We start from the raw sequence: 26,067 nt of genomic DNA on the forward strand, positions 1-26,067 counted from the left end.
CCGATGTCGATCTGTTGCTCCCCCCGGTTCCCCGCCTGGCCCGGACCCTAACGGGGCCGTCCCGTCCGTGGGCGGCGCCACGGCCCGCTCTCGCGCGGGATACCCGATGCGGCCGTCCGCGACGAGGGTGTCGGGGGGTCGTGGCAGGCTCGGGGTCATGAGCAGCACGGACACCTCCACCCTCCCCGGTGGTGACCCTGCCCGTGGTGACGCTGCCCGTAGTGACGCTGCCCGTGGACCGGGGGTCCCCGGTCCCCGCCCCGTGCTGCTCGATGCCGCCGTCACCACCCGGTGCCGTCGTCGCGTCCACCTCGAGCACGACCCGGATACGGGGCGGTCCACCGGAGCGACGGCGGTCGAGGACGCGGGCGGTGCGGTCCTCCCGGAGCCCGACCCGGGCGTCGAGATGCGGCTGGCCGACGCCGCGGAGCACCGCGCGGCGCTCGCGGCCCGGTTCGCCGAGCTGCTCGGGGGATCCTACCGCCGGGTGCCCGACGGGCCGCGCGGGGAGCGGGTCGAGGCCACCCTCGCGCTCACGCGGGACGGGTCGGTGACGGCCGTCGGCGCCGCGGAGCTCCCGCCGGGCGAGGGTCGACGGGGGCACGCCGAGCTGCTCGTGCGCGCCGGTGGGCCCGGCGGTGGCTGGTACCCGCTGATCGTGGTGCGCCACCGGGTGAGCGATCCCGGCACCGGCGCGCTGACCTCGCCGCTGGCCCGGCCACACCCGTCGGCGGCGGCGCCGGACGGCGAGCGCAAGGTGCGCGCCGTCGCCCGCGACCTGCTGCGCCTCGCGCACCTGCACCGGATGCTCGCCGCCGCGGGGCTCGGGATCCCCGAGGGCCCGGCCTGGGGCGGCGTGGTCGGGCTGGACGCCGACTGCGTCGTCTGGACCGACCTCGCGGCCGCGCCCGGCAACGAGGCGGGCCGCAGCCCGCTCGACACCTACGACCGACGGTTCGCCGACCGTCTCGCCGTGGCCGACGCCGCACGCACGGGGGCACCCGCACTCGCGGCGCCCTCGCGGATCACCGAGTGCCGGCGCTGCCCGTGGTGGCCGGTATGCGAGGCCGACCTGCGGCGGATCGACGACGTCAGCCTGGTGGTGCGCGGGGAGGACGCCCTGCGGCTGCGCGGCCGCGGCGTCACGACGGTCCGGGAGCTCGCCGCGCTCGACCCGCGGCGTGGCCTGCCCCAGCGGGTCGACCCCCAGCCGGTCGAGCCCCAGCCGGTCGAGCCCCAGCCGATCGACACCCGGCCCGGCGACGCCCCGCCCCTCGAGGCCCTGCCCGACGACCCCGGGCTCGGCACCGACCTGCGGGAGGCCGTCGCGCTGGCCCGGGCGTGGCGCCACGACGTGCCCCTGGTGCGCCGCGTCCACCGGCCGGACGTGCCCCGGGGCGCCGTCGAGGTCGACGTGGACATGGAGAGCCTCGGCGAGGACGGCGCGTACCTGTGGGGCGCCCTGCTCTCGGGTGCGGACGTGGGGCTGCCGCACGGCTACCGCGGCTTCGCCACGTGGGATCCGGTCCCCACCCGCGACGAGGCCCGGTCGTTCGCCGCGTTCTGGGCGTGGCTCTCCGACGTGCGGGCGCGGGCGGCACGGCAGGGCCTGTCGTTCCGCGCCTACTGCTACAACGAGCAGGCCGAGAACCGCTGGTTGCGCGGCTCGATCGAGCGCTTCGGCGGCGACCCGGGCATCCCGCCGGCGGAGGAGGTCGAGGCCTTCATCGCCTCCGACGCCTGGGTCGACCTGTTCCCCGCCGTCAGCGAGTCGTTCCTGTGCCCGCACGGCAAGGGCCTCAAGCGGGTCGCGCCGTCGGCCGGCTTCGGCTGGCGGGACCCGGAGGCCGGCGGGGAGAACTCCATGCGCTGGTACCGCCGGGCGGTCGGGCTCGACGGCGACGAACCCGACCCGGCGATGCGCGAGCGGCTGCTGGTCTACAACGAGGACGACGTCCGGGCCACCCACGCGCTGCGCACCTGGATGACCTCCGACGCCGTCCTCGCCGTACCCCACCTCGACGACCTGCGGCCCGAGCCGGAGCGCCCGGGGTTGCTCAGCGCGGCTGCATGCGCAGCGCCCCGTCGAACCGGATGACCTCGCCGTTGAGGTAGTCGTGCTCGACGATCATCGCCACGAGCTGCGCGTACTCGTCGGGACGGCCCAGGCGCTGGGGGAACGGGATGCCGTTGGCCAGCTCGTTGCGGAAGGACTCCTCGACGCCCGCGAGCATCGGGGTGTCGATGATCCCGGGGGCGATCGTCATGACGCGGATGCCGTACTGGGCGAGGTCGCGCGCCGCGGGCACGGTCATCCCCACGACGCCGCCCTTGGACGCCGAGTAGGCGATCTGGCCGATCTGCCCCTCGTAGGCCGCCACGGAGGCGGTGTTGACGACGACGCCGCGCGCGCCGTCGTCGAGCGGCTCGGTCTGCGCGATCGCCGCGGAGGCCAGCCGCATGACGTTGAACGAACCGATCAGGTTGACCCCGACGACCTGCGAGAACACGCCGAGGTCGTGCGGCCCCTTCTTCGACAGCACGCGGCCCGGGGTGCCGATCCCGGCGCAGTTGACGACCACGCGCAGCGGGAGACCGGTGCCGACCGCCGCGTCGACGGCGGCCTGCACCTGGTCGCCGTCGGTGACGTCGGCGCCGATGTAGTCGACCCGCTCCAGCTTCTCCGCCGTGTCGATCGCCTTCGGCAGGTCGATCGCGACGACGTGCGCGCCGTCGGCGGCGAGCCGGCGGACCGTCGCCCCGCCGAGGCCGGACGCCCCTCCGGTGACGATCGCGGCGACGTCGGTGGTGTCCATGGGCGATTGCGCTCCCTCGTGCTCTCGGCCGGCCCCCTCCGGGGCCCTCGCCGCGGAGGCTATCCCCCGCCCCGGAGCCCTGACGGTCAGGGCTGACCGGTTCGCTCGAAGGTCACACCGGTGGTCACGCGCGCGCGACGCCGAACTGCCAGTCGTCGAGGTACCCGGTCGCGAAGCCCGCCTCGGAGTACGCCAGGTAGAAGTCCCACATCCGCACGAAGGTCTCGTCGAACCCGAGCGCCCGGACCTCCGGCTCGTGGCGCAGGAAGGTCGCGCGCCAGCGGTGCAGCGTCTCCGCGTAGTCGAGACCGATGGTGCGGCGTTCCGCCACGCGCAGCGTGGTGTGCCGGGCGAGGGTCTGCTCGATCGCCTCGACGCTCGGGATGATCCCGCCCGGGAAGATGTACTTGTGGATCCAGGTGTACGAGGACTTCGTCGCCTCGAGCCGGTGGTGCGGCATCGTGATCGACTGCAGGGCGAAGCGGCCACCGGGGGCCAGGAGCCGGTCCACGGTGCGGAAGTACCTCGGCCAGTAGGCCGCGCCTACGGCCTCGATCATCTCGATGGAGACCACGGCGTCGTAGTCCCCGACGGCGTCGCGGTAGTCGCGCACCTCGATGGTGATGCGGTCCGAGACCCCCGCCGCCTGGGCGCGGGTGCGGGCGAGCTCGGCCTGCTCGACCGACAGCGTCAGCGTCGTGACCCGCGCACCCCGCTGCGCGGCCCGGATGGCCGCCTCGCCCCACCCGGTACCGATCTCGAGGACGCGGGCGCCGTCGGTGACCTGTGCCAGGTCGAGGATCCCGTCGATCTTGCGGTGCTGCGCGGTGGTGAGCGGCTCGAGGTGCTGCCCGTCGGCGCCGACCGGCCCGGCGAACCAGGCGGCCGAGTACATCATCGACTCGTCGAGGAAGAGCGTGAACAGATCGTTGGACAGGTCGTAGTGCCGGTGCACGTTCTCCTGGGAGACCGCGGCGTCCTCCGCGACCTCCTCGCGCGGCTGCCCGCGGTCGTAGAAGCGCCGCATCCGGCGCAGCGGGCGCGGGACGAGCTCCTCGATGTGCTCGCTGAAGCAGCGGAGGATCCCCACGAGGTCGTCGCTGTCCCAGTCCCCGACCATCCAGCCCTCGCCGAACCCGATGAGCCCGGAGCGGCCGATGCGGGTGAAGCAGGCCTCGGGCCGGATCAGCCGCAGCGTGGGCGAGCCGACGCCCCCGGCGCCCTCGAGGCTCCCGTCCGGCCAGACCAGGCGCATGGGCATCCGCCGCACCGCCGCCCGCAACAGTCCGCGGGCCACCGTCATGCGCAGCCGGTTCTCCCCGGGGTCCTGCAGTCCGGGCCAGATCCCCTCGGCCGGCCGGGGCACGGCGCGGCCGTCCTCGAAGGACAGTTCGTCGGACAGGGGCGAGGTCGACACGGCAGGTCCTCTCGACGCGGGTCGTCGGTCGTTCGGGGCGGCGATGCCGTCGGGCACACCTTCGCCGCCGGAGCGTGGAGCGTTCGGACCCGTGCGGGGAGACCGTGGCCACGTCGTGCTCGCTGGGCGCGATGTGCCCTTCGTCCGTTACGGTGCGCATGAAGGAGGGCACCGACGGTGACGGGGTCGGTGCGGGTCCGGTCCGCCGGGGAGGATGCCCGTGGTCGATGCCGGCGAGGAGTTGCAGCGCCTGGACGACGACCTCGCGGCCGGTCGCCTCGACGCGACCTCCTACCGCCGACGCCGTGACGAGCTGATCGTCCGGCGGCGCGAGGAGGAGGCCGCGGCCCGCCCCCCGACCGCGGTTGCGGAGGGCGGGAGGCCCGTGACGGCGCCCGGCTCCGGTGAGGGCACGGGGTCGGCCGCGGCAGGAGCCGGGTCCCCGGGACCCGATGTGACGGGTCCGGCCCGGCCCGACGACGTCGCCCCGGTGACCGGGTTCCCGGGCCCCGGGTCCGCGGCGGGGCCCGCGTCGGCGGATCCCGCGCCGGCAGCGGCGTCACCGGAGCGGGGCACCCCGGAAACGGAGTCGTCCGGTACCGGACCGTCGTCGGTGGGCGCGGAGACCCCCGGCACGCCCAGGACGACCGCCGCCTCGCCCGACCCTCCCCGGACGCGGAGCGAGCGCGACCCCGCGGAGGGCACCACCTCGTTCCCGGCCGTCGGTGTGCCCCCGGACCCGGGGGCCGACCCGCACCGCGGCCGCCGTCCGGGCCCCGACCCCTTCCCTCCGCCGTTCCGCTGGGGCGAGCCACCGCCCCCGGCCGGCCCGTCCGCGGACGTGACCCAGGTGGTCGACCGGGACGCGGAGAGCACACAGGTCGTTCCTGCTCCGACGCCGGGCGGTCCGGGTCGACCGGTCCCACCGCCGGGTCCATCCCTCGGCCCACCACCCCTCGGACCACCCCGGAACGGCCCGGCGTCGGGCCGCTTCCGCCCGCCGTCGTTCCCACCGCCGCCCGAGCGCACCCAGGTCGTGCCGGGCGGCCTCGCCGGCCGCCGTCCCTCGCCCCCCGTGCCCGCCGCGCACACCACCCCGCCGTGGGTGGAGCGCGACCCGGACCGGGGGGAGCGCCCGCCGTCGGGCATGCAGGGCTCGGAGGTGTTCCTCGGCCGGCGCCGCGAGCTGGCCTCGGTGATCGGCACCGCGGCCGTCGTCGTGGTCGTGATCCTGATCCTCGTGCTGTCCTTCACCCTGGGCTGACCGCGGCCGCGCACTACGCTGCGCGCCGTGGCCACCCTGGTGACGTTCCACGCCCACCCCGACGACGAGTGCATCGGCTGCGGCGGCGTCATGCGCGCCGCGGCGGACGCGGGACACCGCGTCGTCCTCGTCGTCGCGACCGGCGGGGAGCACGGCGAGATCGTGTCCGACGTCCTCGCGCCGGGGCAGACGCTCGCGGAGCGCCGGTACGACGAGACCCTGGAGGCCGCGCGCATCCTCGGCGTGGCGCGCACCGAGTTCCTCGGCTACGTCGACTCCGGGATGGTCGGTACCGAGACCAACACCGCCCCCGGTGCCTTCGCCGCCGCCGACGTCGAGGACGCCGCGCAGAAGCTCGCGGCGATCCTGCGCGACGAGGAGGCCGACGTCGTCACCGTCTACGACGAGCACGGCGGCTACGGGCACCCCGACCACGTCCAGGTGCACCGCGTCGGGATGCGGGCGGCCGAGATCGCCGGGGTGCCGCGGGTCTTCCAGTCCACGGTCAATCGCGACGAGATGCGCCGGCTGGTCTCGGCCGCGGTGGCGGCCGGGATGATGGGTGAGGGCGACGGGCCGAGCGAGGCCGACGTCGAGGGCATGGGGACGCCGGAGGCGGCGCTGACCACCCGCGTCGACGTCACACCGCACCTCGCCGCGAAGCGCGCCGCGATGCGGGCGCACGCCAGCCAGATCGCCGAGGACTCGTTCTTCCTCGCGCTGCCCGACGACGGGTTCGCGGCGGCCTTCGGCACCGAGTGGTTCGTGCACGTCGGGCGCCCGCCGGGCCCGCCCTGGGAGACGAACCTCTTCGACGGCTGAGGCCGCAGCGTGTCCTGGCACACTCCGCGCTCGTCGCAGTGGACGGGCGAGGGGTGGGGCCGGTGGCGGTGCAGGAGATCGTGGTGGAGTCCGAGGGCCGACGGCTGGGCGCCTGGTACCTGCCCGCCGAGGACGGCTCGCTGACCACCGACGCCGGCCGGCCTCGCTGACCACCGACGCCGGCCGGCCGTGCGTCGTCACGGCCACGTGGTCTCCGTGGCCGCGCAGGACCCCCGGATCGCCGGGGTGATCTCGCAGGGCGCCGCGATGGACGGCCTGGGTGCCGTGCTCGAGATCCTGCGCTACGCCGGCCCGGGGCCAGCTGTTGCGGCTCACCGGGCACGCGCTGCGCGATGCTGCCGGCGCCCTGCTCGGACGCGCGGAGCACCGGGTGGGCATCTTCGGGCCGCCCGGGGCGACCGCGGCCATCACCTCGCCCGACGCCGCGGCCGGCTACGGCGCGATCATCGGCCCGACGTTCGTCAACGACATGCCCGCGCGCGGCATCCTCACGATCCCGCTCAACCGGCCGGTCACCGCCGCGCCGCGCGTGCGGTGCCCGATGCTTCTGGTGGTGGCCGCCGACGACGCCATCGCCCCGCCGAGCGCGGTGCGCAAGGTGGCCGCGACGGCGGGTGGACGCGTCGAGACCGTCGAGCTCGACTGCGGGCACTTCGACATCTACGTCGGCGAGCCGTTCGCGACCTCGCTCGAGCGCCAGATCGCGTTCCTGCGGACGGTGTAGGGCACCCGTCCGGGTGGTGCTCGGCCCGCCCGGAAACATCGGCGCGGTCGCGGCGATATCCGGGGTGTGAGCGGGCACCTGGGCCCGCGACCTCTCGGGGGAGACAACCATGGGCCGCCACCACACCGCCGACGCCACCGCCGCGCCGCAGGTCGCGCTGCGCTCGACGCCGTTCCCGGCGATTCCGGCGCCGCGGGTGTCCCCGGAGAGCGCCCCGGTCACGCCGGCCGTCCCGGAGGCCCGCGGCTGGCGGGCCCGCCGGGCCGCCCGGGCCGAGGCCGCCGTCGCGCAGGCCCACGCCGTCCAGGTCGCGCACGCCCAGCGCCGGGCCCGCCAGGTCGCCCTGGCGTCCCTGCTGGACGACTGACGCGGCAGGACCCGGGGGCTCAGCCTTCGAGCACGTAGCCCCGGCCGCGGATGGTGCGGATGCGCTCCGCGCCGAGCTTGCGCCGCAGGTAGCCGATGTAGACCTCGACGATGTTGGACGTGGGCGGGCCGCCCCAGACGCGGGTGACCAGCTCGTCCTGCGACATCGCCTGCCCGCGCGGGTGGCGGATGAGCGCGTCGACCACGGCGTACTCGGTGCGCGAGAGGCTGACCGGCTTGTTCTCGACGAACACCTGCTCCAGCGCGGTGTCGACCATGACCTCGCCGCGACGCAGGTAGAGCTGGGCGGTCGGGCGGTCGTCGCCGAGGCGCAGCCGCAGCCGCGCGAGCAGCTCCTCCATGGGGAAGGGCGTGACGAGGTAGTCGTCGTGGCTGGCGCGCAGCGTGGAGACCGTCCGGTCCCGCGCCTCCGCCGACGTCAGCGCGATGACCGGCGTGCGCGGGCTCTCGCGGTGCAGGTCCGCGAGCACCTCCACCGGCCGCAGGCCGCTCATCTCGACGTCCAGGACGACGGCGCGGGCACCGCCTGCCCGGGCGGCGGCCCCGACGCTCCAGCTCTCGCGCAGCAGCTGGGGCTCGAAACCGTTGGACCGCAACGCACCGACGAGCACGCTCGTTGTGCGGTGGGGAGGAGCCACACACAGCACACGGCCCCGCTCCGCGTCCAGATAACGATCGGGTTGCATCGCGGACCAGGTTGCCGCGCGCGCGGCCGGAGTTCAACGACGCGGCGCCGAGCGGTGGTGTGGCGGGCACGACGGGTGGATCCCTGAGAGCGCTCACCGGCGACCGTCGCATCGATTGGGCCGGTTGGACCAGTATTCCTGCCCTTCGTCGCGTCACGGCGCACGGTCAGCGGCATCCCGACCTGGTCTCTCTCAGATCACGGTCAGGTGAACGGTCCCGCTCCTAGCGTTCCGCCCCGCAAGTCCACGGCGTCGTTCGTGCTCCCCCGGGGCGGACACCCGAGTCCGTCCCGCCGGACGACGCCGTCGTGCCCGGACCGCGCTCCCCACGGCCCGGGACCGATCCGACCGTCAGGAGGTCGTTCGCCCATGCCCCGACGTGGACGACATCGCACGCGGCTCCCGTTCCGGCTCATCGCGGCCGTCGCGGCCCTGCTCGTCGGCGGCACCGCCGTCGTGCTGGGCGGCACGGCTCTCGCGAAAGGCTCGCACGGCGGGAACGCCATCTCTTCCCTCGCCGGCAAGTCCTCGTCCGACGGCTCGTCGTCGAGCGACAAGGGCGACGGCTCCAAGGACTCCGGAGACTCCGGAGACTCCAAGGACTCCTCCGACGGCGGCAAGGACTCCGGCTCCGGCTCGAAGGACTCCTCGTCCGGCGGTTCGGGCGACAAGGGCTCCTCCGACTCCGGGTCCTCCGACTCGTCCGGCAAGGACGGGAAGAACGACCAGGGGAACCAGGACGGCCAGAACAAGGACAAGAAGAACAACAACAACGAGAATAACAACAACGACAAGAAGAACAACGACAACAACAACAACAACGACAAGAACAACAAGAACAACAAGAACGACGAGTTCGCCGGCCGCGACAAGATCGCCCCGGCCGGCGGCGACGACTTCGTGGACATCAACAACGTCGCGCCGAACGGCAACATCGGCAACGGCGGGGTGTTCTCCGGCGGCTCCTCCGCGGTCGACTGCGGTGTGAGCGACCACAACAACTCGGACAACTTCATCGCCGCGCCGGGCAAGCGCAACGGCGCCCAGCACGTCCACGACTACGTGGGCAACAACTCGACCAACGCGAACTCCGACGACGGTTCGCTCAATGCCGCCGGCACCTCGTGCGCCAACGGCGACAAGAGCACCTTCTACTGGCCGGTGCTGCGCGACCTGAACGGCCAGGGCCCGGACGTCGGCCAGGACGGCGGCAGCAAGGACGGGAACGTCGGCAGCATCCTCAAGCCGACCTCGGTACAGATCAGCTTCCACGGTCACGGCGACGAGAAGGTCACGGCCCTGCCGACGAACCTGAAGATCATCACGGGCAACGCCAAGGCGAAGGTGCAGGACGGCAAGAACGCCAACGCCAAGTACACCTGCACCGGGTTCACCGACCGGGTCACCAGCAAGTACCCGATCTGTCCGGCAGGCTCCCACCTGCAGCGAATCATCGATTTCCCCAGCTGCTGGGACGGACAGAACCTGGACTCGAAGGACCACATCTCGCACACGGCCTTCCCCGACGAGAAGGGCAACTGCCAGGACGGCTTCACTGCGATCCCGGCGCTGCACGAGGTGCTGACCTACGACCAGCCGGCGGGGAAGGCCTTCTCCATCGACTCGTTCCCGGACAACCAGCACGACCCCATCACCGACCACGGCGACTTCCAGAGCGTCGAGACCCCGGAGCAGGCCAAGGCCGCGGCGGACTGCATCAACAGCAACAAGAACTGCACGAACGTGGCCGGCTGACCGGAAGGAGCTCGACATGACGACGGACCAGCTCCTCGCGCTCGAGGTCGAGGACTACAGTTCCCGCCCCGCGAACGACACGCAGAGCACGACGCGTGGAAGCACGACCGTCTCGATCCGCGGTCTGCTGGTGCTGACGGTCTTCTTCGTGGCATTCGTGTCGGTGGCCGTGTACCTCGGTCGGCTCGCCGGAGCCTGCTGACCCCGCGCGCGTCACACCCCCTCGCGCCCCGGCGCCCGACGTCCTACCGTCGGCACCGGGGCGCGAGTGCGTTTCACGGGAGTCCGGGAGACGGGCTGAGAGGGGACCTGGCCGGCCGAGGCGCCGGCGGTGGTCCCGACCGTTCGAACCTGATCCGGGTCATGCCGGCGCAGGGAAGCGAGGTGCCAATGGCCGTGTCCGCATCGTCCGCACCGACCGGGCAGCGGGGGCCCGACGAGGTCGCCCCCACCCTCGACGGGCCGGTGCCCCGCTCGCTCGGGCTGCTCGACCAGGGCGCGTTCTGGGCGAACCTCGGGGTCAGCCTCCTCGGGTTCGCCGGCGTCCTCGCGGTCCTCCAGCCCGCCGGCGCCCCGCCGCTGACGCTCGCCGCCGCCGTCGTCGCGACCGTCGTCGGCACGGTCGTCGGCAGCGCCATGGTCGGGCTCTCCGCGATCCCGGGCGCCCGGACCGGTGCGCCCGCGATGGTGGTGCTGCGGGGTCTGTTCGGCGGAGTCCTCTCATGGATCCCCTCGGTGCTCAACGTCGTGCAGCTCGTCGGCTGGGGGACGTTCGAGCTCGTCGTCATCGCGCAGGCGGGGGTGCTGGCGCTCGGCGGCCCGACCTGGGCGTGGGTGCTGGGCGCCGGGGTGGTGACGACGGCGCTGACGCTGCGGCCGCTGGGCATGCTGCGGCTGCTGCGCCGGGTGGTGACGATCCTCGTCGCGATCTCGGTCGCCTACCTCGCCTGGTGGCTCTTCTCGCGGCCGGCCGCGGTGGATCTCGGGCAGAGCGGGTCCTGGTCGGGCTTCTGGGCGGGGACCGACGCGGCCATCGCGGTGGCGGTCTCCTGGATCCCGGTGGCATCGGACTACTCGCGCCACTCCCGCCGGGTGGGCACCGCGTTCACCGCGGCGACGGTGGGCTACGCCCTGACCCAGATCCTCTGCTTCGTCGTCGGGCTCGCGGCCCTCTCGCTGGTGGGCGGGAACGGCGACGCGGTCTTCGCGCCCATGCTCGCCGCGCCGCTCGGGCTGGCGGCGCTGCTGGTCCTGACGCTGCGCGAGACCGACCAGTCGTTCGCGAACGTCTACTCGACCGCGGTCTCGGCGCAGAACCTCTGGCCGCGGGCGGACCGGCGGGTGCTGTGCCTGGTGATCGGCGCCCTGGTGACGGTGCTCGCGCTCGGGGTGACGATCGACGACTACTCGAGCTTCCTCGCCGTCATCGGCTCGGTGTTCGTGCCGCTGCTCGGGGTCGGCGTGGGCGACGCGCTGGTGAACCGGGGCCGCACCGACCTGTCGCGCTGGGCGCCCTCGCGGCCGCTGATGGTCGTGGCGTGGCTGGTCGGCCTCGTCGCCTACCAGCTGGTCAACCCGGGCGGGGCCCCCGGCTGGTCGGACGCCTGGGTGGCGCTGCGGGAGGCCGTCGGGTTCACCCCGCCGTCGTGGCTCTCGGCGTCGCTGCTCTCGTTCCTCGTCGCGGTGCTCGTGGCGGCCGCGCTGGCCGCCCTCGAGCGCCGTGCTTCGACGCCCGCCACGACGGCTACCCCGGGGGGGAACGCCGACGAAGGAGGCTCCTCCGAGCGATGAAGATGCGGACACTGGGCCGGACCGGCATCAAGGTCAGCCCGTACTGCCTGGGCGCGATGATGTTCGGCGCCATGGGCAACCCCGACCACGACGACTCGACCCGGATCATCCACAAGGCCCTGGACTCGGGGATCAACTTCGTGGACACCGCGGACGTGTACTCGCAGGGCGAGTCCGAGGAGATCGTCGGGAAGGCGCTGAAGGGCCGCCGCGACGACGTCGTGCTGGCCACGAAGGTCCACGGCGCCATGGGCGACGACCCGAACCGCGCCGGCAACTCGCGGCGCTGGATCGTCACCGAGGTCGAGAACTCGCTGCGGCGCCTGCAGACCGACCACGTCGACCTCTACCAGGTCCACCGGCCCTCGCCGGACACCGACGTCGAGGAGACCCTCTCCGCGCTCACCGACCTCGTGCGCAGCGGGAAGGTCCGCGCGATCGGCTCGTCGACGTTCCCGGCGTCGGAGATCGTCGAGGCGCAGTGGGTGGCCGAGCGCCGGGGCCTCGAGCGGTTCCGCACCGAGCAGCCGCCGTACTCGATCGTCAACCGTGGCATCGAGCGCGAGGTGCTGCCGGCCTGTGAGCGCTACGGGATGGGCGCGCTGGTGTGGAGCCCGCTCGCGATGGGACTGCTCACCGGGAAGTACCGCAAGGGGCAGCAGACCGACAGCCCACGCATGAACTTCGCGCCCGGCCGGCTCACCCACGAGCGCAAGCTCGACGCCGTCGAGGAGCTCATCCCGCTCGCCGAGAAGTCCGGGATCTCGATGGTCCACCTGGCGATGGCATTCGCGGTGGCCCACCCGGGCGTCACCTCGGCGATCATCGGGCCGCGGACGATGGAGCACCTCGACGACCTGCTCGCGGGGGCCGAGGTCAGCCTCGACGACGATGTCCTCGACCGCATCGACGAGGTCGTCTCGCCGGGCACCGACGTCGACCCGGGCGACGTCTCCTACGCGCCGCCGGCGATCGAGCACGCCCGGCTGCGCCGCCGACCCGCCGAGGAGCGCTCCGCCGCCTGAGTCCGCCGGCTCGTCCCGTTCCGAGCGAAGGGCACCTCCGGTTGAATCCATCGACTGAACGTGCCCTTCGTTCAACCACGGCGGCCGGGGGCGCGTTCCGGCGAGGGGCGTCCCTGGCTGGTTCTATCGACCGAAGGTGCCCTTCGCTCGACACGACCGGCCGCCACCGGCACCTCGTTCGTCCGTGACGTGACCCCGGGCTGGTACAACGAACCCGTCAACCAGCGAGGGGATCGGTCGTGAGCTACCCGCAGCGTTCCTGGGACGACGGCGATGTCGAGGTCGTCGCGAAACGGCTCTGGGCGGGTGGCGTCGCCACGGCGCTGGTCGCGGCGGGCATCGCCTTCGTCGGCGTCCTCGTCATCAACAGCATCTTCGAGGTCGGCATCCAGACCGCCGGCCGCAGTGGGGCGCTCGTCGACAACGCCTCCACCGTCCTGCCGATCGCCGCCGGGATCGCGGCCCTGGCCAGCACCGGGCTGCTGCATCTGCTGCTGCTGACCACGCCCCGTCCGGCGTCGTTCTTCTCGGCCATCGCCGTGCTGGTGATCGTGGTGCTGATCCTGCAGGTGTTCCTCGCCGACGGCACGATCTCGGCGCACATCGCCACCGGCATCCTCTACGCGGCGATCGGGATCGCGATCGTCTCGATGCTCTCCGGGGTGTCGGCCACGTCGGTGCGGCCCGCGACCCACGGCGGTTGGGGTGGCCGGCAGTACGACGGGCGCTACGACGGTGGCTACGGCAACCAGGAGCCGCAGTACCCGCCGCAGCCGCCCAACCCGTACGGGCAGCAGGGCGGCTACCACGACCAGCGCACGCAGCGTTACGACCCGCGGGGTTCGCAGGACCGCTGGCGCTGATCGGGCACCGGGGGTGATCACGCTCTGTGGTCAGCTCCGGACCTGCGGCGCCGTTTCAAGGCTTTGTGATGCTTTCGCTGTCGGGTCCGCGTCGCTTGACCCTCCGCCCCGATCCTGGTGACGATCAACCGTCCTGATCCTGCGGACCAGGCGATGCCGCCTGTCCGCGTGCTGGTCGCGCCACGTGCGCGCCCGAAGGAGTGGTCACCATGACGCAGACGGTCAACGGACACGGAGCCGCGGTCACCACGCCCGGATCGGCACCCGCGGGCGGCGGGAGCCGCCTGGGCAGCGGGGCCTATGAGGGGCCGGCCGCGCTGGCGGCGGCCCGTCGCGCGCTGCGTGTCGCGCTGCCGGAGCCGAGCAGCAAGTTCAGTCAGGACGACGAGTGGTGCGTGGTCGCGGCGCCCGGCGGCTCGTGGCGGGAGTACCGCTTCCACGACTACCACCACATCTTCGAGGTGCCGGGCCTCTACGAGAAGATCTTCTACGACGTCCTCGGGTGTGACTCGCCCCGCTTCATGGCGGGCCTGCTGGCCGACGCCCTGGCCGACGCCCGCGAGGAGACGGCCGACGTGCGGGCGCTCGACCTCGGCGCGGGCAACGGGATCATGGCCGAGGAGCTCGCGAAGATCGGCGTGGCGCACGCGGTGGGGGTCGACATCCTCCCGGAGGCCGGTACCGCCGCGGAGCGTGACCGTCCCGGGCTCTACGCGGACTACCTCGTCGGGGACCTCACCGCGCTCGGCGCGCAGGACTCGCGCCGCCTCGAGAGCCACCGGCTCAACGCCCTCACGGTGGTGGCCGCGCTGGGCTTCGGCGACATCCCGCCGGAGGCGTTCCGCACCGCCTACGACCACATCGCCGAGGACGGGTGGGTGGTCCTGACGATCAAGGACGCCTTCCTGGCCGACGAGGACACCACGGGCTTCGCGCGCATGATCAGCGACGGCATGGCCTCCGGCGCCCTCGAGGTCGTGCGGCGCGAGCGCTTCCGCCACCGCCTCGCCACCGACGCGAGCCCGCTGGTCTACGAGGGGATCGTCGCGCGCAAGCGCCTCCCGCTGGGCTGATCCCCTCCCCCCGCCGTCCGACCGGCCGTTTTCCTGTCCCGGTGACGGGGCACACACTGGATCGGACGGCGCGTTCCCTGGCCCCAGCCCCGGGGTCCCGGGCCGCCGGGAACCCCTGCCCGACGGGAGCGCACGCATGGCCGCCAGCACCGACAGCACCGCGGGTGACCGCACCGGCGTCGTACTGCCCGTCGCCCGCACGCCGGACCTGGCGCGTGCGGTGGAGACGGTCGTACCGGACGTGGTGCTCGCCCGCACCGACCCGGCCCTCTTCGGCCGGACCGTCCTGCAGCTCGCCCAGGGCTGGACGACCCATCCCGGGGAGGTGGGGCGCGCCGCGTCGTCGTTCGCCGCGGTCTCGGCCCGCATCGGTGCCGCGGCGACCGGGCGGGCCCTGCGGGGCCTCGCCGGCGCCGACACGACCGAGGCGCCCGACGACGCCACCCCGATGCCGGTCGCGAAGGACGGGCGGTTCAAGGACACCACCTGGACCGAGAACCCCGCTTTCTGGGCCCTGCGCCAGGAGTACCTGGCGCTGGTCTCGTTCCTCGACGACCTGGTCGGTGCCGCGGGCCTCGAGCCCGACTCCGACGAGCGCGCGCGGATGCTCATGGGGCTCGTCGGCAGCGTCGTCTCGCCGTCGAACCTGCTGCCCACCAACCCGGCCGCGCTGAAGCGCGCGTTCGAGACCGGCGGGGCGAGCGTGGTCGCGGGGCTGCGGAACCTGCTCGACGACGTCGCCACCAACAACGGCCGCCCCCGCCAGGTCGACAAGACCGAGCTGCGTGTCGGGAAGGAGCTCGCGGCGACGCCGGGCAAGGTCGTGTACCGCAACCGGCTCATGGAGCTGGTGCAGTTCGACGCGCAGACCGACGAGGTCCACGAGATCCCGCTGCTGTGCAGCCCGCCCTGGATCAACAAGTACTACGTGATGGACCTCGCTCCGGAGCGCAGCCTCGTGGAGTGGGCGGTGCAGCACGGCCACACCGTCTTCATGATCAGCTACCGGGACCCGGACGCCTCGATGGCCTCGACGTCCTTCGAGGACTATCTGAACTTCGGGGACGCCGAGGCGCTCGACGTGGTCACCGAGATCACCGGATCCGACAAGGTCAACATCATGGGCCTCTGCCTCGGCGGCCTCATGGCGGCCCTGCTCACAGCCCGCTGCGCGGCCCGCGGCGACGAGCGCATCAACAGCCTGACGCTGCTCAACACGATGCTCGACTACTCCGAGGTCGGGCCGGTGTCCTCGTTCGTGAGCCCCGAGATCGTCGAGCGGCTCGAGCGCTCGATGCAGCAGACCGGCTACCTGCCCGCCGAGTCGATGGCCACCACGTTCGACCTGCTGCGCGCCAACGACCTGATCTTCAACTACATCGGTCCGAACTGGCTCGAGGGCAAGGCGCCGCCGGCGTTCGACATCCTGGCCTGGAACACCGACTCCACCCGCATGCCCGCGACGATGCACGCGTCCTACCTGCGCCACTTCTACCTGGAGAACGAGCTGGCCCGCGGGGTGCTGGAGCTGGACGGCGAGCCGATCTCGCTCAAGGCGATCCACGCGGACACGTTCATCGTCGCGGCGGAGAACGACCACATCGCGCCGTGGCGGACGTCGTTCACCTCGACCGAATTGATCGGCGGGGACGTCACGTTCGTCCTGTCCACCGCCGGGCACATCGCCGGCGTGGTCAACCCGCCGAGCCCGAAGGCCAAGCACTGGGTGGGGACCGTCGGCGCGACCGGCACGGACGCGCCCGGCCCCGACGCCTGGCGCGCGCGGTCGACCGAGGTGAAGGGCTCCTGGTGGGAGTCGTGGGCCGAGTGGATCGGGGAGCGCGCCGGGGGCATGCGGACCCCGCCCCCGACCGGCAGCGAGGCGTACCCGCCGATCGGTGACGCGCCCGGGGACTACGTCCGCGGGAAGGCCTGACCCGTCTGTGTGAGGGTTGTCACGTTTCGGTACCGTGACGTCTGCGGTGCCGGGATGTGACATGCCTTGACGAGATCCGGGCGGGAGGCGCACCGTGTTGCGTAGAGCGCGATCTCGCTGCGCTGGGCGCAACGCCCCGATCGCGTTCGTCGTTGCCTGCCGCTCCTGATCGGTGAGCCCATGGAACCCCTCCCCGCCCGCCCGGTGCGCTCGGCAAGCACCGCTCTGCGCCGCCTCGTCGACGACGCGGTCGGGCCCGGCTACGAGACCCCCTTCCTGCGCCTGGATCTGCTCCTGGCCGGACGGGAGTCGCGCTGCGGCTGCGACGGTTGCGCGGCCCGGGTGGCGCGGGTGCGCGCCGAGATCCTGGCCTCGCTGCCACGGGCGTAGGTTTCGCCCGGGTGGGACAACGGGCCTCTGCTCGGTATCCTGAGCAGTCGATCGGCCGGTCGAGCACGTCCGGCCGGCGCCACCGAGCACCGGGCCACCACGCCCGGTCGCCGAAGGAGGAGCCGATGACGACGACCTCGAACGGCCGCCCGCACACCGCCGCCGACCCGTTCGTCGACCTCGTGTCCCGCAGCCAGAGGGCCGTGACCGACGCGGCCACGGGCATGGCGGAGATGTGGGGTGCCGCCCTCACCGGGGCAGACGAGGCCACCCGCCGCACGTCCGGGTCGTTCCCCGGCCAGCCGTCGCTCGGCGAGGCCGTCGACCGCGCCGTGGACACCGGGATCGCGGTCCTCGAGATGCAGCGCTCGGTCGCCCACCAGGTGCTCGACGCGCTGCGGTTGCGCTGAGCGACGCCGCCGGGTCCGCCGACACGGCGGCTCCGCCCTCCGGGCCGGCCGCCGTCTGGGAGGCCCAGCGCCGGGCGCTCGGGGGGTTCATCCGCGACCAGCGTCGGCTGGCCCGGCTCTCGCTGCGGCAGCTCTCGGCGCTGTCGCACATCTCGAACCCCTACCTCAGCCAGGTCGAGCGTGGGCTGCACGTGCCCTCGGTGCGCGTGCTGCAGGCGATCGCCGAGGCACTCGACCTCTCCGCCGAGACCCTCCTCGAGCAGGCGGGTCTCGTCCGGGACCACGTCGGCCCGCCCGCCGGGTCGCGACCGCGTGGGGGCTCCGACGACGACCGCACGGTGGAACGCGCCGTGCGTGCCGACCGTCGGCTCTCCCACGCGCAGAAGGAGGCGTTGATCGCCGTGTACCGCAGCTACGTGGGCGCCGACGACGGGAGCGACCGATGAGTGCGGCCGCCATCCACCCCGCCGGGGGTGAGCCCGCCGATCTCGGCTGGGAACGCACGCTGTCCGTCGCGGGACGACGGCTCCGGGTCGGGGTCCGGCCGGGCACCGACCCCGCCGTCCGGCCCCTCGTGCTGGTGAACGGGATCGGGGCGAGCCTCGAGCTCTTCGAGCCGCTCGTGGCGGCGCTGGATCCGCGCCGCGAGGTGGTGCGCTTCGACGTGCCGGGGATCGGCGGCTCCCAGGGCTCGACGGTGCCGCTGCCGATGGCGGCCCTGTCGACGCTGCTCGCCGACCTGCTGGACCAGCTCGACGGCCTGACCCCGTCGCCCCACCGCGTGGTGGACGTCCTCGGGCTGTCCTGGGGCGGCGGGATCGCGCAGCAGTTCGCCCTGCAGTACCCGCAGCGCACCGGCCGGCTGGTGCTGGTCAGCACCGGGACCGGCGTGATGATGGTGCCCGCCCGGTTCGGGGTGCTCGCCCGCATGCTCACGCCGCGGCGCTACAACGACCCCTCCTACCGCCGCGACGCCGGCCGCGAGATCTACGTCGGGGAGGACCCGGACGCCGTCGACGCGCTGTTCTCCCGGGTCAGCCCGGTGCGGGCGACCGCCTACCTGCACCAGCTGTTCGCGCTGACGACGTGGACGAGCCTGCCCGTGCTCCCCTTCATCACCGCACCCGCCCTCGTGCTCGCGGGGCGTCGGGACCCGGTGATCCCGGTGGTCAACGCCCACCTCATGGGCTCCCTGCTGCGCCGCGGCCGGGTGCACCTGCACGAGGGCGGGCACCTCGGTCTGCTGACGCGCCCCCACGAGCTCGGCGAGACGGTCGAACAGTTCCTCGACCAGCCCTAGAGTGTGGTCCGTGAGCCAGAAAGTCGTGACCGGGGTCGACGGGCGGGAGTGGATCGTCTCGCTCAAGATCATGTGGACCGACAAGTCCGAGGGCTTCGAGCACGAGAAGGAGGGCGGCCGGCGGGCCGTCATCGGCATCATCGTCGTGCTCGGGCTGCTGGTCTTCGCCCAGGTGGCGTGGGCGTTCCAGGTGCCCGCGGTGGAGACGCCGTGGTGGGTGCTCCTCATCCTGGCGGCCATCGTGCTCTTCTTCCCGGTGCGCTGGGCGCTGCGCCGGCCCCGCCGGCTGCGCGTCGAGGGCGGGCGCTGGCCCGACGACGACGACGGGGGCCGCGCCGAGGAGTGGAGCGGCTTCGTCCGCGGCCGGACCGAGTCCCGCGCCGAGTTCAAGCAGGCCATCAAGACGCTGCAGAAGCGGGGCACCCCGGCGCGGGCGAACAGTCCGCTGCAGCCCCAGTAGGTCCAGGAGGAACGTCCGTGCCCGAGCTGCCCGAGGTGGAGGCGCTGGCCGAGCACCTGCGCACGCACGCGCTCGCCCGCCCCGTCGCCCGGGTGGACCTCGCGAGCATGACGGCGCTCAAGACGTTCGACCCGCCGCTGTCCGCACTCACCGGGCGACTCGTGACAGGGGCCGGGCGCTTCGGCAAGTTCCTCGACATACAGCTCGACGGCCTCCACGTGGTGGTGCACCTCTCCCGCGCGGGGTGGTTGCGCTGGCACGAGCAGGCCTCCACCACGCCGCCGAAGCCCGGCAAGGGCCCGCTGGAGCTGCGGGTGCACCTGGAGACGGTCGGCGGCCCGGGCTTCGACCTCACCGAGGCCGGGACGCAGAAGCGGCTCGCCGTCTACGTGGTCACCGACCCGGCGACGGTGCCGGGCATCGCCTCGCTCGGGCCGGACGCGCTGACGCTCTCGCGCGACCAGCTCGCCGGGCTGCTGGCCGGGACCTCGGCCCGCCTCAAGACGCTGATCACCGACCAGCGGGTGATCGCCGGCATCGGCAACGCCTACTCCGACGAGATCCTCCACGTCGCCCGGCTCTCGCCGTTCGCGCTCTCGGGCAAGCTGGACGACGAGGCGGTCGACCGGCTGCACGCCGCGATGATCTCGGTGCTGACCGAGGCGGTCGACCGCGCCGTCGGGCAGGACGCGGCGCTGCTCAAGGGCGAGAAGCGCAGCGGGATGCGGGTGCACGCCCGCACCGGGCTGCCGTGCCCGGTGTGCGGGGACGTGGTCCGGGAGGTCTCCTACGCCGAACGGTCCTTCCAGTACTGCGCCATCTGTCAGACAGGAGGCAAACCGCTCGCGGACCGTCGACTCTCCCGCCTGGTGAAGTGACGACGAGCGCGGTGGAGACCGCCGAACGGGCGATGAGAGGCGTCCCTCGTCGTGTGCCGCGTTGCTCTGACGCCGCACGCTGGCGGAACATGACCCCGTGCCCGGCTGGTTGACCGACCCGACGCTCTACGTCGTCCTCGTCGCGGTCGTCGTCCTCGTCGCGGCGGGGCTGTTGATCTACCGGCGGCTGCGGCGCCGGCACGCGTTCGCCTCGCCCCTCGAGCGGGCCACGTTCTCCACCCTGCACACCGTGTCGCTGGCCGCGCCGGCGCTGCGCGAGGGCCTCTCGGAGTCCTCGGCGCAGTTCGCGGTGCCCTACCTGCGCACCCTGCTCGACACCGAGGCGCTCTCGATGACCGCGGCCGACTGCGTGCCGCTGGCCTGGGACGGCGACGCCGAGCACCACAACCTCGACGTCCGCTTCTACGCCGAGAAGGTCATGAAGACCGGCCGGCAGCAGATGGCGAGCCGCAAGGACATCGAGTGCGGCTCGGACCGCTGTCCGGTCAAGGGGATCGTCGTCGTGCCCCTGGAGGTCGACGGCAACGTCGTCGGGACGCTCGCCGCGGTCAGCGCCGAGACGCCCGGGCCGGTCCTGCTGCGCGCCTCGGCCGAGGTCGCCCGCTACGTCTCGAGCCAGCTCGAGCTCGCTGACCTCGACGACTCCCGCGACCGGCTCAACCGCGCGGAGGTCCGCGCGCTGCGGGCCCAGATCTCGCCGCACTTCATCTACAACGCGCTCAACACCGTCGCCTCCTTCATCCGCACCGACCCGGAGCGGGCCCGCGAGCTGCTCATGGAGTTCGCCGACTTCACCCGCTACTCCTTCCGGCAGGCCGGCGAGTACACGACGCTCGCCGAGGAGCTCAAGAACATCGACCGCTACCTCATGCTCGAGCGCGCCCGGTTCGGCAACCGGCTCGCGGTGAAGGTGCAGGTCGCCCCCGAGGTGCTCTCGGTGGTGCTGCCCTTCCTCGCGCTGCAGCCGCTGGTGGAGAACGCGGTGCGCCACGGGCTGGCCGGGAAGGTCGAGGGCGGCACGGTGACCCTCACCGCGGAGGACTCAGCCAGCGAGTGCCTCATCACCGTCGAGGACAACGGCGTGGGCATGGACCCGCAGGCGCTGCGCGAGGACAACCGCGACGCCCACCTCTCGGGGGCCCATGTCGGCCTCGGCAACGTCGACGACCGGATGCGCTCCGCGTTCGGGCCCGACTACGGACTCGTCGTCGAGACCGAGCGCGGCGCCGGCACCAAGATCAGCCTGCGCGTGCCGAAGTTCCGGGCGGGCGTTCGCGTCTGACGACGCCTGTGCGTGCGTTTCCGTGCCCAGACACGGAAACGCACGCACAAGCCGGTAGGGCAAACTCGAGGACGTGGACCTGAAGCTGCCAACGACCTCGATGCTGGGGTCCCTCAAGCTCCCGAGCGCGGTCTCGTCGGTGCTGCCCGGCGCGCTCGCCTCGAGGGTCGGCAGCGGCACCGTCAGCGTGGTGCGGCTGAACGGGGTCATCGCCGCCGTGTCGGGACCGGTGCCGCGGGCGGTGATCAACCTGCCGGCGGTGGAGTCGGCGCTGGTCCGCGCCTTCGAGGCCGAGAGCGCCGTCGCGGTCGCCCTGGTGATCAACTCGCCCGGGGGGTCCCCGACGCAGTCGCAGCTGGTGGCCGACCGCATTCGCGGGCTCGCCGCCGAGCACGAGCTGCCGGTGCTGGCGTTCTGCGAGGACGTCGCGGCCTCCGGCGGGTACTGGCTGGCCTGCGCCGCCGACGAGATCTTCGCGTGCCCGACGTCGCTGGTGGGCTCCATCGGGGTCGTGTCCGGCGGCTTCGGGCTGACGGGCCTCATCGAGCGGTTCGGCATCGAGCGCCGCCTGCACACCGCGGGGGAGAACAAGGCGCGGCTCGACCCGTTCCAGCCCGAGAAGCCCGAGGACGTCCAGTGGCTGCTCGGTATGCAGGGCGAGCTCCACGAGCTCTTCATCGAGTGGGTGCGCTCCCGGCGCGGGGACAAGCTCTCGCAGGCCGGGGACCTGTTCACCGGGGAGGTCTGGACCGGTCGCCGCGCGCTCGAGCTCGGTCTCGTCGACGGGATCGGGACGACGCGGGAGGTGCTCTCGCAGCGGTTCCCGGACGCCGAGCCGGTCGGGGTCGAGCCCCGCAGGCCGCTCCTCGCGCGCCTCGGGCTGGGCGTCACGGCCGGGGTCCCCGGGCTCGCCGGGCCGGCGCTCGACCCGGCGGCCGCGCTCGTCGGCGCGCTGGAGTGGCTCGAGCACCGCGCCCACTGGAGCCGCTTCGGCCTGTAGCGCCTCCCGGCGATCTTTGGTGCTCACCGGCCGTGGGCCCCTATCCTCGACGGTTCCCGGAGAGGGGGCGCGGGTGGCGGCGGTGGGCTGGGACGGGCGCGACGTGTCGGGGCTGTCCCACGAGCAGATCCACCGGTGGACCCGGGACGGCGCGAGCCCGGACGCGCTCGCCGCGGCCCGGGACCGCCACCAGGCCCGCGCCGACGAGCTGCGCGGCACGGCCGACCGGCTCCGGACGGCCCACCGCGGGGTCGCCGAAACCTGGATCGGCCGCGACGCCGACGCCGCCGGGCACCGGACCGGGGCGCTCGCGTCACGCATGGAGCAGCTCGCCGAGACGGTGTCCGGCCAGGCCCGTGGGGTCGAGGGGATGCGGGTCGCGCTCCTGCGCGTGCAGGCGGCGGTCGGCCCGCCGCGGCCGCCGGCGCTGCCCTCGCTCGGCGCCCCGCCCGTGCTCGGCGAGCTCCGCGCCCTGGTCACCGGGGCGCCCGCCGACGGCTTCCCCGCCTTCCGGGCCGCCGCGGCGGAGCAGTCCGCCGCCCGCGAGGCCTACCGGACCTACCTGGCCGAGACGGCGGCCGCCGCGCGCGGCGTGAGCACCGCCGGTGCGGGCCCGCCCCCGCCCTCCGCCGCGCCCGCCGCCGCCCCCGGGCCCGGCGGCGCCGCCCCGGCCGCGATGGGCGGGCCGACACCGGTCGGGGCCGCGGCCACCACCCGACCGACGGGGACCGCAGCCCCGGCGCCGAGCACCCCGGCCGGCCCGACCGCGGCGCGGGGCGCCACCCCCGTCGCCGGCGCGCGGGGGTCGGTCACCGGCGTCCTGGCCCGGGCCGCCGCCGCGCCCCCGGGTCCCGCCCCGCCGGGGGACCTGCCGGTCGGTCCGCGGGCGGTCGACGCCGGCGCCGTCCCGGGCGGGTCCGGAGCGGCCGGTGCAGGCCCGGTGCCCGACCGGCCCGGCCCGTCGGTCCCCGCCCCGTCGTCCCCGCCGGGTGCCCCGTCGTCCCCGCCGGGAGCCGCGTCCTCACGGCCGGGCGCCGCGGCGACCGACGCCGGCCGGGCGACCCCGGGGGCGGCCGCGTCCCGGGGCGCCGACGGCGTCCGTCCTGTCCCCCTCCCCGCGGCCGAGGTCCGCCGACCGGACCCGCGCCGCACCACCCGGCCGGGCTCCGCGCCCGACGCCGGTACCGCGCCGGACACCCACCTCGCCGGGGGCCCGGACCCCGGGGAGGCGACGCACCCGGCCTCGCCCGGGGACCACCCGGGCGCGACGGGCACCGGCGGCCACGGCTCCGTCGGCTCCGCCGCCCCCGGTCCGCTCGACGCCGTCCCGTTCGGGCCGGCCCCGGTCGGCGGCGGAGCCGGCGAGCACCGCCTCCCCCCGCGGCGCACCGAGTACCTGGTGGACCCCGACCCCGTCGGCTGGGGAGCCGACGCCACCCGTCGCGTGGCCCCGCCGGTGCTCGGCGAGGACGACGAGGACGACGTCGGCGACCCCGCGGAGCCGTCGTGAGCGCGCCCTTCCCCACGCTCGCGCTGAGCCGGTACGAGCTCGCGTGGGTGCTCGAGCAGTGCGGGGCGGGCGACTGGCCCTACCCGCTCGCGCCGGTGGCGTGGCCCGCGGAGCGCGACGACGAGACCGTGCTCGCCCGGGCCCGCACCGAGGACACCCTGCGGTCCCGCGGGCTGCTCGAGCCGGGACCGGCCGCCGTGCTGCTCGCGGTCGGGGCCGCGGTGCGCGACCGGGACCGCCAGGTCGACCTCGTGCGGCGCTGCGCGACGACTCCCTGCGCCGCGGTCGCCGTCGGCGGTGCCACCGACGGGGCGCTGCTCTGGTCGGCCGACCACGCCGACGCCGACGTCGCGGTGCGCCCGCTCGACCCCGCGGGCCTCGTCGCCGGGCTGCTCGCGCTCGTGCCGCCGCGCCCGGCCGCGGCGGATCCGCCGCTGGAGGTCCCGACGACGCCGCCGTCGGGTCACGCCGGACCCGGCACGGTCCGGGGCGAGCGGGAGCGCCGCGCCGTCGAGGACCTGCTCGCGTCGGCGGAGGCCTGGACCCAGGTCGGCATCGTCCCTGCTCCGAACGGCGTAACTTCAGCCGGAGAACGTCGCGATGCCACGATCAAATGGCTGGACGGGCCCCGCGGCCGATACCGACTGCGGCAGGATCCTGCTCCGAGGCACGATGGGCCCGGGCGGGCCCGCCCGGACCGGCCGGGGCGGACCCGGTTGATCGGGGAGGATGCGAGGTCGCCCGCGGTCCGTCGTGAGCTCGAGGACGCGCTCGGTCTGCCGGGTCCGTCCTGGCCCGGAAGGAGCACCGTATGAGTGGACTGGGTCCCCCCGGGCCCGGCCCCTCCGGCGACGAGGGGTCCGCGGCGCTGGACCCGGCGGACGCGCGACGCTTCGCGGGCCGGGTGGACGACCTGGAGCGCACCGTGGCCGAGGCCCGGGAGGCGCTGCGCCGCCTCGCCGAGGACCCGCTGTCCACCGGGACCGGCCAGGACAACGCGGAGATGGCCGCGTGGTACCGCGAGCTGCTCGTCACCGACACCGTGCCCGCCGCCGACGACCTGTCGCGCCAGCTCGACGCGGTCCGGCGCGCGGTGGTCGAGGGCACGGCCGCGTGGGAGTCCACCGAGCGCTCCATCTCCGACTCGCTCGGTCCGGGCACCGACGCCCCCTGATCGGCGGGAAAGGGTGACGATGTCCGGGGTGGTGGCGGCGTCGGCGTGCCGTCGCGGGCACCCCGGGATCGCCCGACCGGCGGGGTCCCTATCGTGGACGCGGGACCGACCCTTGGGCAGGATGGCGAAGCAGTGACTACCAACGACAACGACGGCCTGGTCGTCCTCGCCGTCGACGACGAGGAACCCGCGCTCATGGAGCTCGCCTACCTCCTCGAGCAGGACCAGCGCGTCTCCACGGTGCTGAAGGCGAACGACTCGATATCCGCCCTGCGCATCCTCACCGGCGGCGACCAGGTCAGCATCGGCGGCTTCGGCACCCCGCCGTCGGGCATCTCCGCGCCCGCCAAGCAGTCCGACGTGGACGTCCTGTTCCTGGACATCCGCATGCCGGGGCTCGACGGCCTGGAGCTCGCGCAGGTGCTCTCCCGCTACGTGATCCCGCCGTCCGTGGTCTTCGTGACCGCGCACGACGACCGGGCCGTCGAGGCCTTCGACGTCGGCGCGGTGGACTACCTGCTCAAGCCGCTGCGCCCGGAGCGGCTCTACGCCTCGCTCACCCGCATCCTCGCCTCGCGCGGCACGACCGTCCCGGTCGAGCCCGCCGTCGAGGAGGAGGGCGACGACGAGGTGATCCCCGTCGAGCTCGCCGGCACCACGAAGCTGGTGCAGCGCTCGACGGTGCGCTGGGTCGAGGCCCAGGGCGACTACGCGCGCCTGCACACCACCGAGGGCAGCCACCTCGTGCGGATCCCCCTCTCGGTGCTCGAGGAGCGCTGGTCGGACGCCGGTTTCGTGCGGATCCACCGGTCCTACCTCGTCGCGCTGCCGCTGATCACCGAGCTGCGCCTCGCCGGCTCGGGCTACGTCGTGCGCCTGGGCAACGGCGGCGGCAGCGGCGACGTGGCCGAGCTGCCGGTGAGCCGCCGGCACACCCGTGAGCTCAAGGACCGGATCACCCGCCGCGGTGCGCTGTGACCCCCGCGTGGACGGCGGGGGCGGCATGACCAAGCACACCATCGGGCCGGAGGACGATCCGCTGGATTACGAGGATCCGCCGAC

General features: G+C 74.1%; 27 protein-coding genes and 1 riboswitch. Of the genes, 24 read left to right on the plus strand and 3 right to left on the minus strand.

Annotated elements, in window-relative coordinates:
* The first annotated feature begins 157 nt into the window (after positions 1-157).
* Positions 158-2,098 carry a TM0106 family RecB-like putative nuclease gene (locus tag VGI02_RS16155; protein WP_331628597.1) on the plus strand — a complete coding sequence of 647 codons (1,941 nt, stop codon included), beginning with the start codon at positions 158-160 and terminating at the stop codon, positions 2,096-2,098.
* On the opposite strand, the gene VGI02_RS16160 is transcribed toward VGI02_RS16155, so the two are convergent.
* Positions 2,058-2,816 carry an SDR family NAD(P)-dependent oxidoreductase gene (locus VGI02_RS16160; RefSeq protein ID WP_331628599.1) on the minus strand — a complete coding sequence of 253 codons (759 nt, stop codon included), beginning with the start codon at positions 2,814-2,816 and terminating at the stop codon, positions 2,058-2,060. The two genes, VGI02_RS16155 and VGI02_RS16160, sit on opposite strands and share 41 nt — an antisense overlap.
* 124 nt (positions 2,817-2,940) lie before the next feature.
* Positions 2,941-4,233: a class I SAM-dependent methyltransferase gene (locus tag VGI02_RS16165; RefSeq protein WP_331628601.1), complete on the minus strand. Its 1,293-nt coding sequence runs from the start codon at positions 4,231-4,233 to the stop codon at positions 2,941-2,943.
* Positions 4,234-4,453: 220 nt separating this feature from the next.
* Here VGI02_RS16165 and VGI02_RS16170 point away from each other — a divergent pair, with 220 nt between their 5' ends.
* From VGI02_RS16170 to VGI02_RS16185, 4 genes are all read left to right on the plus strand, one after another.
* Entirely contained in the window at positions 4,454-5,497 is a 1,044-nt protein-coding gene (locus VGI02_RS16170) for a hypothetical protein (RefSeq protein ID WP_331628603.1), read from the plus strand.
* Positions 5,498-5,524: 27 nt separating this feature from the next.
* Positions 5,525-6,319, plus strand: coding sequence for a PIG-L family deacetylase (locus VGI02_RS16175; protein WP_331628605.1), 795 nt, complete (start codon positions 5,525-5,527; stop codon positions 6,317-6,319).
* A 280-nt stretch (positions 6,320-6,599) separates the two neighbouring features.
* Positions 6,600-7,064 carry a hypothetical protein gene (locus tag VGI02_RS16180; protein WP_331628607.1) on the plus strand — a complete coding sequence of 155 codons (465 nt, stop codon included), beginning with the start codon at positions 6,600-6,602 and terminating at the stop codon, positions 7,062-7,064.
* A gap of 109 nt (positions 7,065-7,173) precedes the next feature.
* Positions 7,174-7,431 (plus strand): hypothetical protein, encoded by a 258-nt coding sequence (locus VGI02_RS16185; protein WP_331628610.1) that lies wholly within the window; start codon positions 7,174-7,176, stop codon positions 7,429-7,431.
* Positions 7,432-7,450: 19 nt separating this feature from the next.
* Here the strand turns inward: VGI02_RS16185 and VGI02_RS16190 are convergent, their stop codons facing one another.
* The gene (locus VGI02_RS16190) at positions 7,451-8,062 is read right to left on the minus strand and encodes a response regulator transcription factor (protein WP_331628612.1); all 612 of its coding nucleotides are present in this window, start codon (positions 8,060-8,062) and stop codon (positions 7,451-7,453) included.
* A 444-nt stretch (positions 8,063-8,506) separates the two neighbouring features.
* Here VGI02_RS16190 and VGI02_RS16195 point away from each other — a divergent pair, with 444 nt between their 5' ends.
* The 19 genes from VGI02_RS16195 (at position 8,507) to VGI02_RS16285 (ending at position 25,983) form a co-directional block, all read left to right on the plus strand.
* Entirely contained in the window at positions 8,507-9,892 is a 1,386-nt protein-coding gene (locus VGI02_RS16195; protein ID WP_331628615.1) for a DUF1996 domain-containing protein, read from the plus strand.
* Between the two features lie 16 nt (positions 9,893-9,908).
* On the plus strand, positions 9,909-10,094 hold the full coding sequence (locus VGI02_RS16200; RefSeq protein ID WP_331628617.1) for a hypothetical protein: 186 nt from the start codon (positions 9,909-9,911) through the stop codon (positions 10,092-10,094).
* A 65-nt stretch (positions 10,095-10,159) separates the two neighbouring features.
* Positions 10,160-10,285, plus strand: a riboswitch (TPP riboswitch).
* A 3-nt stretch (positions 10,286-10,288) separates the two neighbouring features.
* Positions 10,289-11,683: a purine-cytosine permease family protein gene (locus VGI02_RS16205; protein ID WP_331628619.1), complete on the plus strand. Its 1,395-nt coding sequence runs from the start codon at positions 10,289-10,291 to the stop codon at positions 11,681-11,683.
* Positions 11,680-12,708: an aldo/keto reductase gene (locus tag VGI02_RS16210; protein WP_331628621.1), complete on the plus strand. Its 1,029-nt coding sequence runs from the start codon at positions 11,680-11,682 to the stop codon at positions 12,706-12,708. The genes VGI02_RS16205 and VGI02_RS16210 overlap by 4 nt, the downstream gene beginning before the upstream one ends.
* 239 nt (positions 12,709-12,947) lie before the next feature.
* Positions 12,948-13,571 (plus strand): hypothetical protein, encoded by a 624-nt coding sequence (locus VGI02_RS16215; protein WP_331628623.1) that lies wholly within the window; start codon positions 12,948-12,950, stop codon positions 13,569-13,571.
* A gap of 209 nt (positions 13,572-13,780) precedes the next feature.
* Entirely contained in the window at positions 13,781-14,644 is an 864-nt protein-coding gene (locus VGI02_RS16220; protein ID WP_331628625.1) for a methyltransferase domain-containing protein, read from the plus strand.
* A gap of 136 nt (positions 14,645-14,780) precedes the next feature.
* Entirely contained in the window at positions 14,781-16,580 is a 1,800-nt protein-coding gene (locus VGI02_RS16225; RefSeq protein ID WP_331628628.1) for a PHA/PHB synthase family protein, read from the plus strand.
* A gap of 180 nt (positions 16,581-16,760) precedes the next feature.
* Positions 16,761-16,970, plus strand: a complete 210-nt coding sequence (locus VGI02_RS16230) for a hypothetical protein (RefSeq protein ID WP_331628630.1) — start codon at positions 16,761-16,763, stop codon at positions 16,968-16,970.
* Positions 16,971-17,095: 125 nt separating this feature from the next.
* Positions 17,096-17,380, plus strand: a complete 285-nt coding sequence (locus VGI02_RS16235) for a hypothetical protein (protein WP_331628632.1) — start codon at positions 17,096-17,098, stop codon at positions 17,378-17,380.
* Positions 17,377-17,826, plus strand: a complete 450-nt coding sequence (locus tag VGI02_RS16240; RefSeq protein WP_331628653.1) for a helix-turn-helix domain-containing protein — start codon at positions 17,377-17,379, stop codon at positions 17,824-17,826. The genes VGI02_RS16235 and VGI02_RS16240 overlap by 4 nt, the downstream gene beginning before the upstream one ends.
* A complete protein-coding gene (locus tag VGI02_RS16245; protein WP_331628634.1) occupies positions 17,823-18,680 on the plus strand; it encodes an alpha/beta fold hydrolase in 858 nt (285 codons plus the stop codon). Before VGI02_RS16240 ends, VGI02_RS16245 begins: the two co-directional genes overlap by 4 nt.
* Positions 18,681-18,690: 10 nt before the next feature.
* Positions 18,691-19,140 (plus strand): PH domain-containing protein, encoded by a 450-nt coding sequence (locus tag VGI02_RS16250; RefSeq protein WP_331628636.1) that lies wholly within the window; start codon positions 18,691-18,693, stop codon positions 19,138-19,140.
* Between the two features lie 17 nt (positions 19,141-19,157).
* Positions 19,158-20,018: an Fpg/Nei family DNA glycosylase gene (locus VGI02_RS16255; RefSeq protein WP_331628638.1), complete on the plus strand. Its 861-nt coding sequence runs from the start codon at positions 19,158-19,160 to the stop codon at positions 20,016-20,018.
* A 97-nt stretch (positions 20,019-20,115) separates the two neighbouring features.
* Entirely contained in the window at positions 20,116-21,321 is a 1,206-nt protein-coding gene (locus VGI02_RS16260) for a sensor histidine kinase (protein WP_331628641.1), read from the plus strand.
* Between the two features lie 100 nt (positions 21,322-21,421).
* The gene (locus VGI02_RS16265) at positions 21,422-22,321 is read left to right on the plus strand and encodes a S49 family peptidase (RefSeq protein WP_349257509.1); all 900 of its coding nucleotides are present in this window, start codon (positions 21,422-21,424) and stop codon (positions 22,319-22,321) included.
* Between the two features lie 73 nt (positions 22,322-22,394).
* Positions 22,395-23,831, plus strand: coding sequence for a WXG100 family type VII secretion target (locus tag VGI02_RS16270; protein WP_331628645.1), 1,437 nt, complete (start codon positions 22,395-22,397; stop codon positions 23,829-23,831).
* Positions 23,828-24,646, plus strand: a complete 819-nt coding sequence (locus tag VGI02_RS16275; RefSeq protein WP_331628647.1) for an ESX secretion-associated protein EspG — start codon at positions 23,828-23,830, stop codon at positions 24,644-24,646. Before VGI02_RS16270 ends, VGI02_RS16275 begins: the two co-directional genes overlap by 4 nt.
* A complete protein-coding gene (locus VGI02_RS16280) occupies positions 24,643-25,005 on the plus strand; it encodes a hypothetical protein (RefSeq protein WP_331628649.1) in 363 nt (120 codons plus the stop codon). The genes VGI02_RS16275 and VGI02_RS16280 overlap by 4 nt, the downstream gene beginning before the upstream one ends.
* Positions 25,006-25,137: 132 nt before the next feature.
* Positions 25,138-25,983: a LytR/AlgR family response regulator transcription factor gene (locus tag VGI02_RS16285; protein WP_331628651.1), complete on the plus strand. Its 846-nt coding sequence runs from the start codon at positions 25,138-25,140 to the stop codon at positions 25,981-25,983.
* Positions 25,984-26,067 lie beyond the last annotated feature (84 nt).

Origin of the sequence: Actinomycetospora sp., assembly GCF_036497245.1 — a bacterium.
GTDB lineage: Bacteria > Actinomycetota > Actinomycetes > Mycobacteriales > Pseudonocardiaceae > Actinomycetospora.

Bases quoted from the DNA above. Each gene is read 5' to 3' on its own strand.
- VGI02_RS16155 (WP_331628597.1), top strand. From the start codon at position 158: ATGAGCAGCACGGACACCTCCACCCTCCCCGGTGGTGACCCTGCCCGT.
- VGI02_RS16160 (WP_331628599.1), bottom strand. From the start codon at position 2,816: ATGGACACCACCGACGTCGCCGCGATCGTCACCGGAGGGGCGTCCGGC.
- VGI02_RS16185 (WP_331628610.1), top strand. From the start codon at position 7,174: ATGGGCCGCCACCACACCGCCGACGCCACCGCCGCGCCGCAGGTCGCG.
- VGI02_RS16195 (WP_331628615.1), top strand. From the start codon at position 8,507: ATGCCCCGACGTGGACGACATCGCACGCGGCTCCCGTTCCGGCTCATC.
- VGI02_RS16200 (WP_331628617.1), top strand. From the start codon at position 9,909: ATGACGACGGACCAGCTCCTCGCGCTCGAGGTCGAGGACTACAGTTCC.
- VGI02_RS16210 (WP_331628621.1), top strand. From the start codon at position 11,680: ATGAAGATGCGGACACTGGGCCGGACCGGCATCAAGGTCAGCCCGTAC.
- VGI02_RS16220 (WP_331628625.1), top strand. From the start codon at position 13,781: ATGACGCAGACGGTCAACGGACACGGAGCCGCGGTCACCACGCCCGGA.
- VGI02_RS16225 (WP_331628628.1), top strand. From the start codon at position 14,781: ATGGCCGCCAGCACCGACAGCACCGCGGGTGACCGCACCGGCGTCGTA.
- VGI02_RS16230 (WP_331628630.1), top strand. From the start codon at position 16,761: ATGGAACCCCTCCCCGCCCGCCCGGTGCGCTCGGCAAGCACCGCTCTG.
- VGI02_RS16235 (WP_331628632.1), top strand. From the start codon at position 17,096: ATGACGACGACCTCGAACGGCCGCCCGCACACCGCCGCCGACCCGTTC.
- VGI02_RS16245 (WP_331628634.1), top strand. From the start codon at position 17,823: ATGAGTGCGGCCGCCATCCACCCCGCCGGGGGTGAGCCCGCCGATCTC.
- VGI02_RS16265 (WP_349257509.1), top strand. From the start codon at position 21,422: ATGCTGGGGTCCCTCAAGCTCCCGAGCGCGGTCTCGTCGGTGCTGCCC.
- VGI02_RS16280 (WP_331628649.1), top strand. From the start codon at position 24,643: ATGAGTGGACTGGGTCCCCCCGGGCCCGGCCCCTCCGGCGACGAGGGG.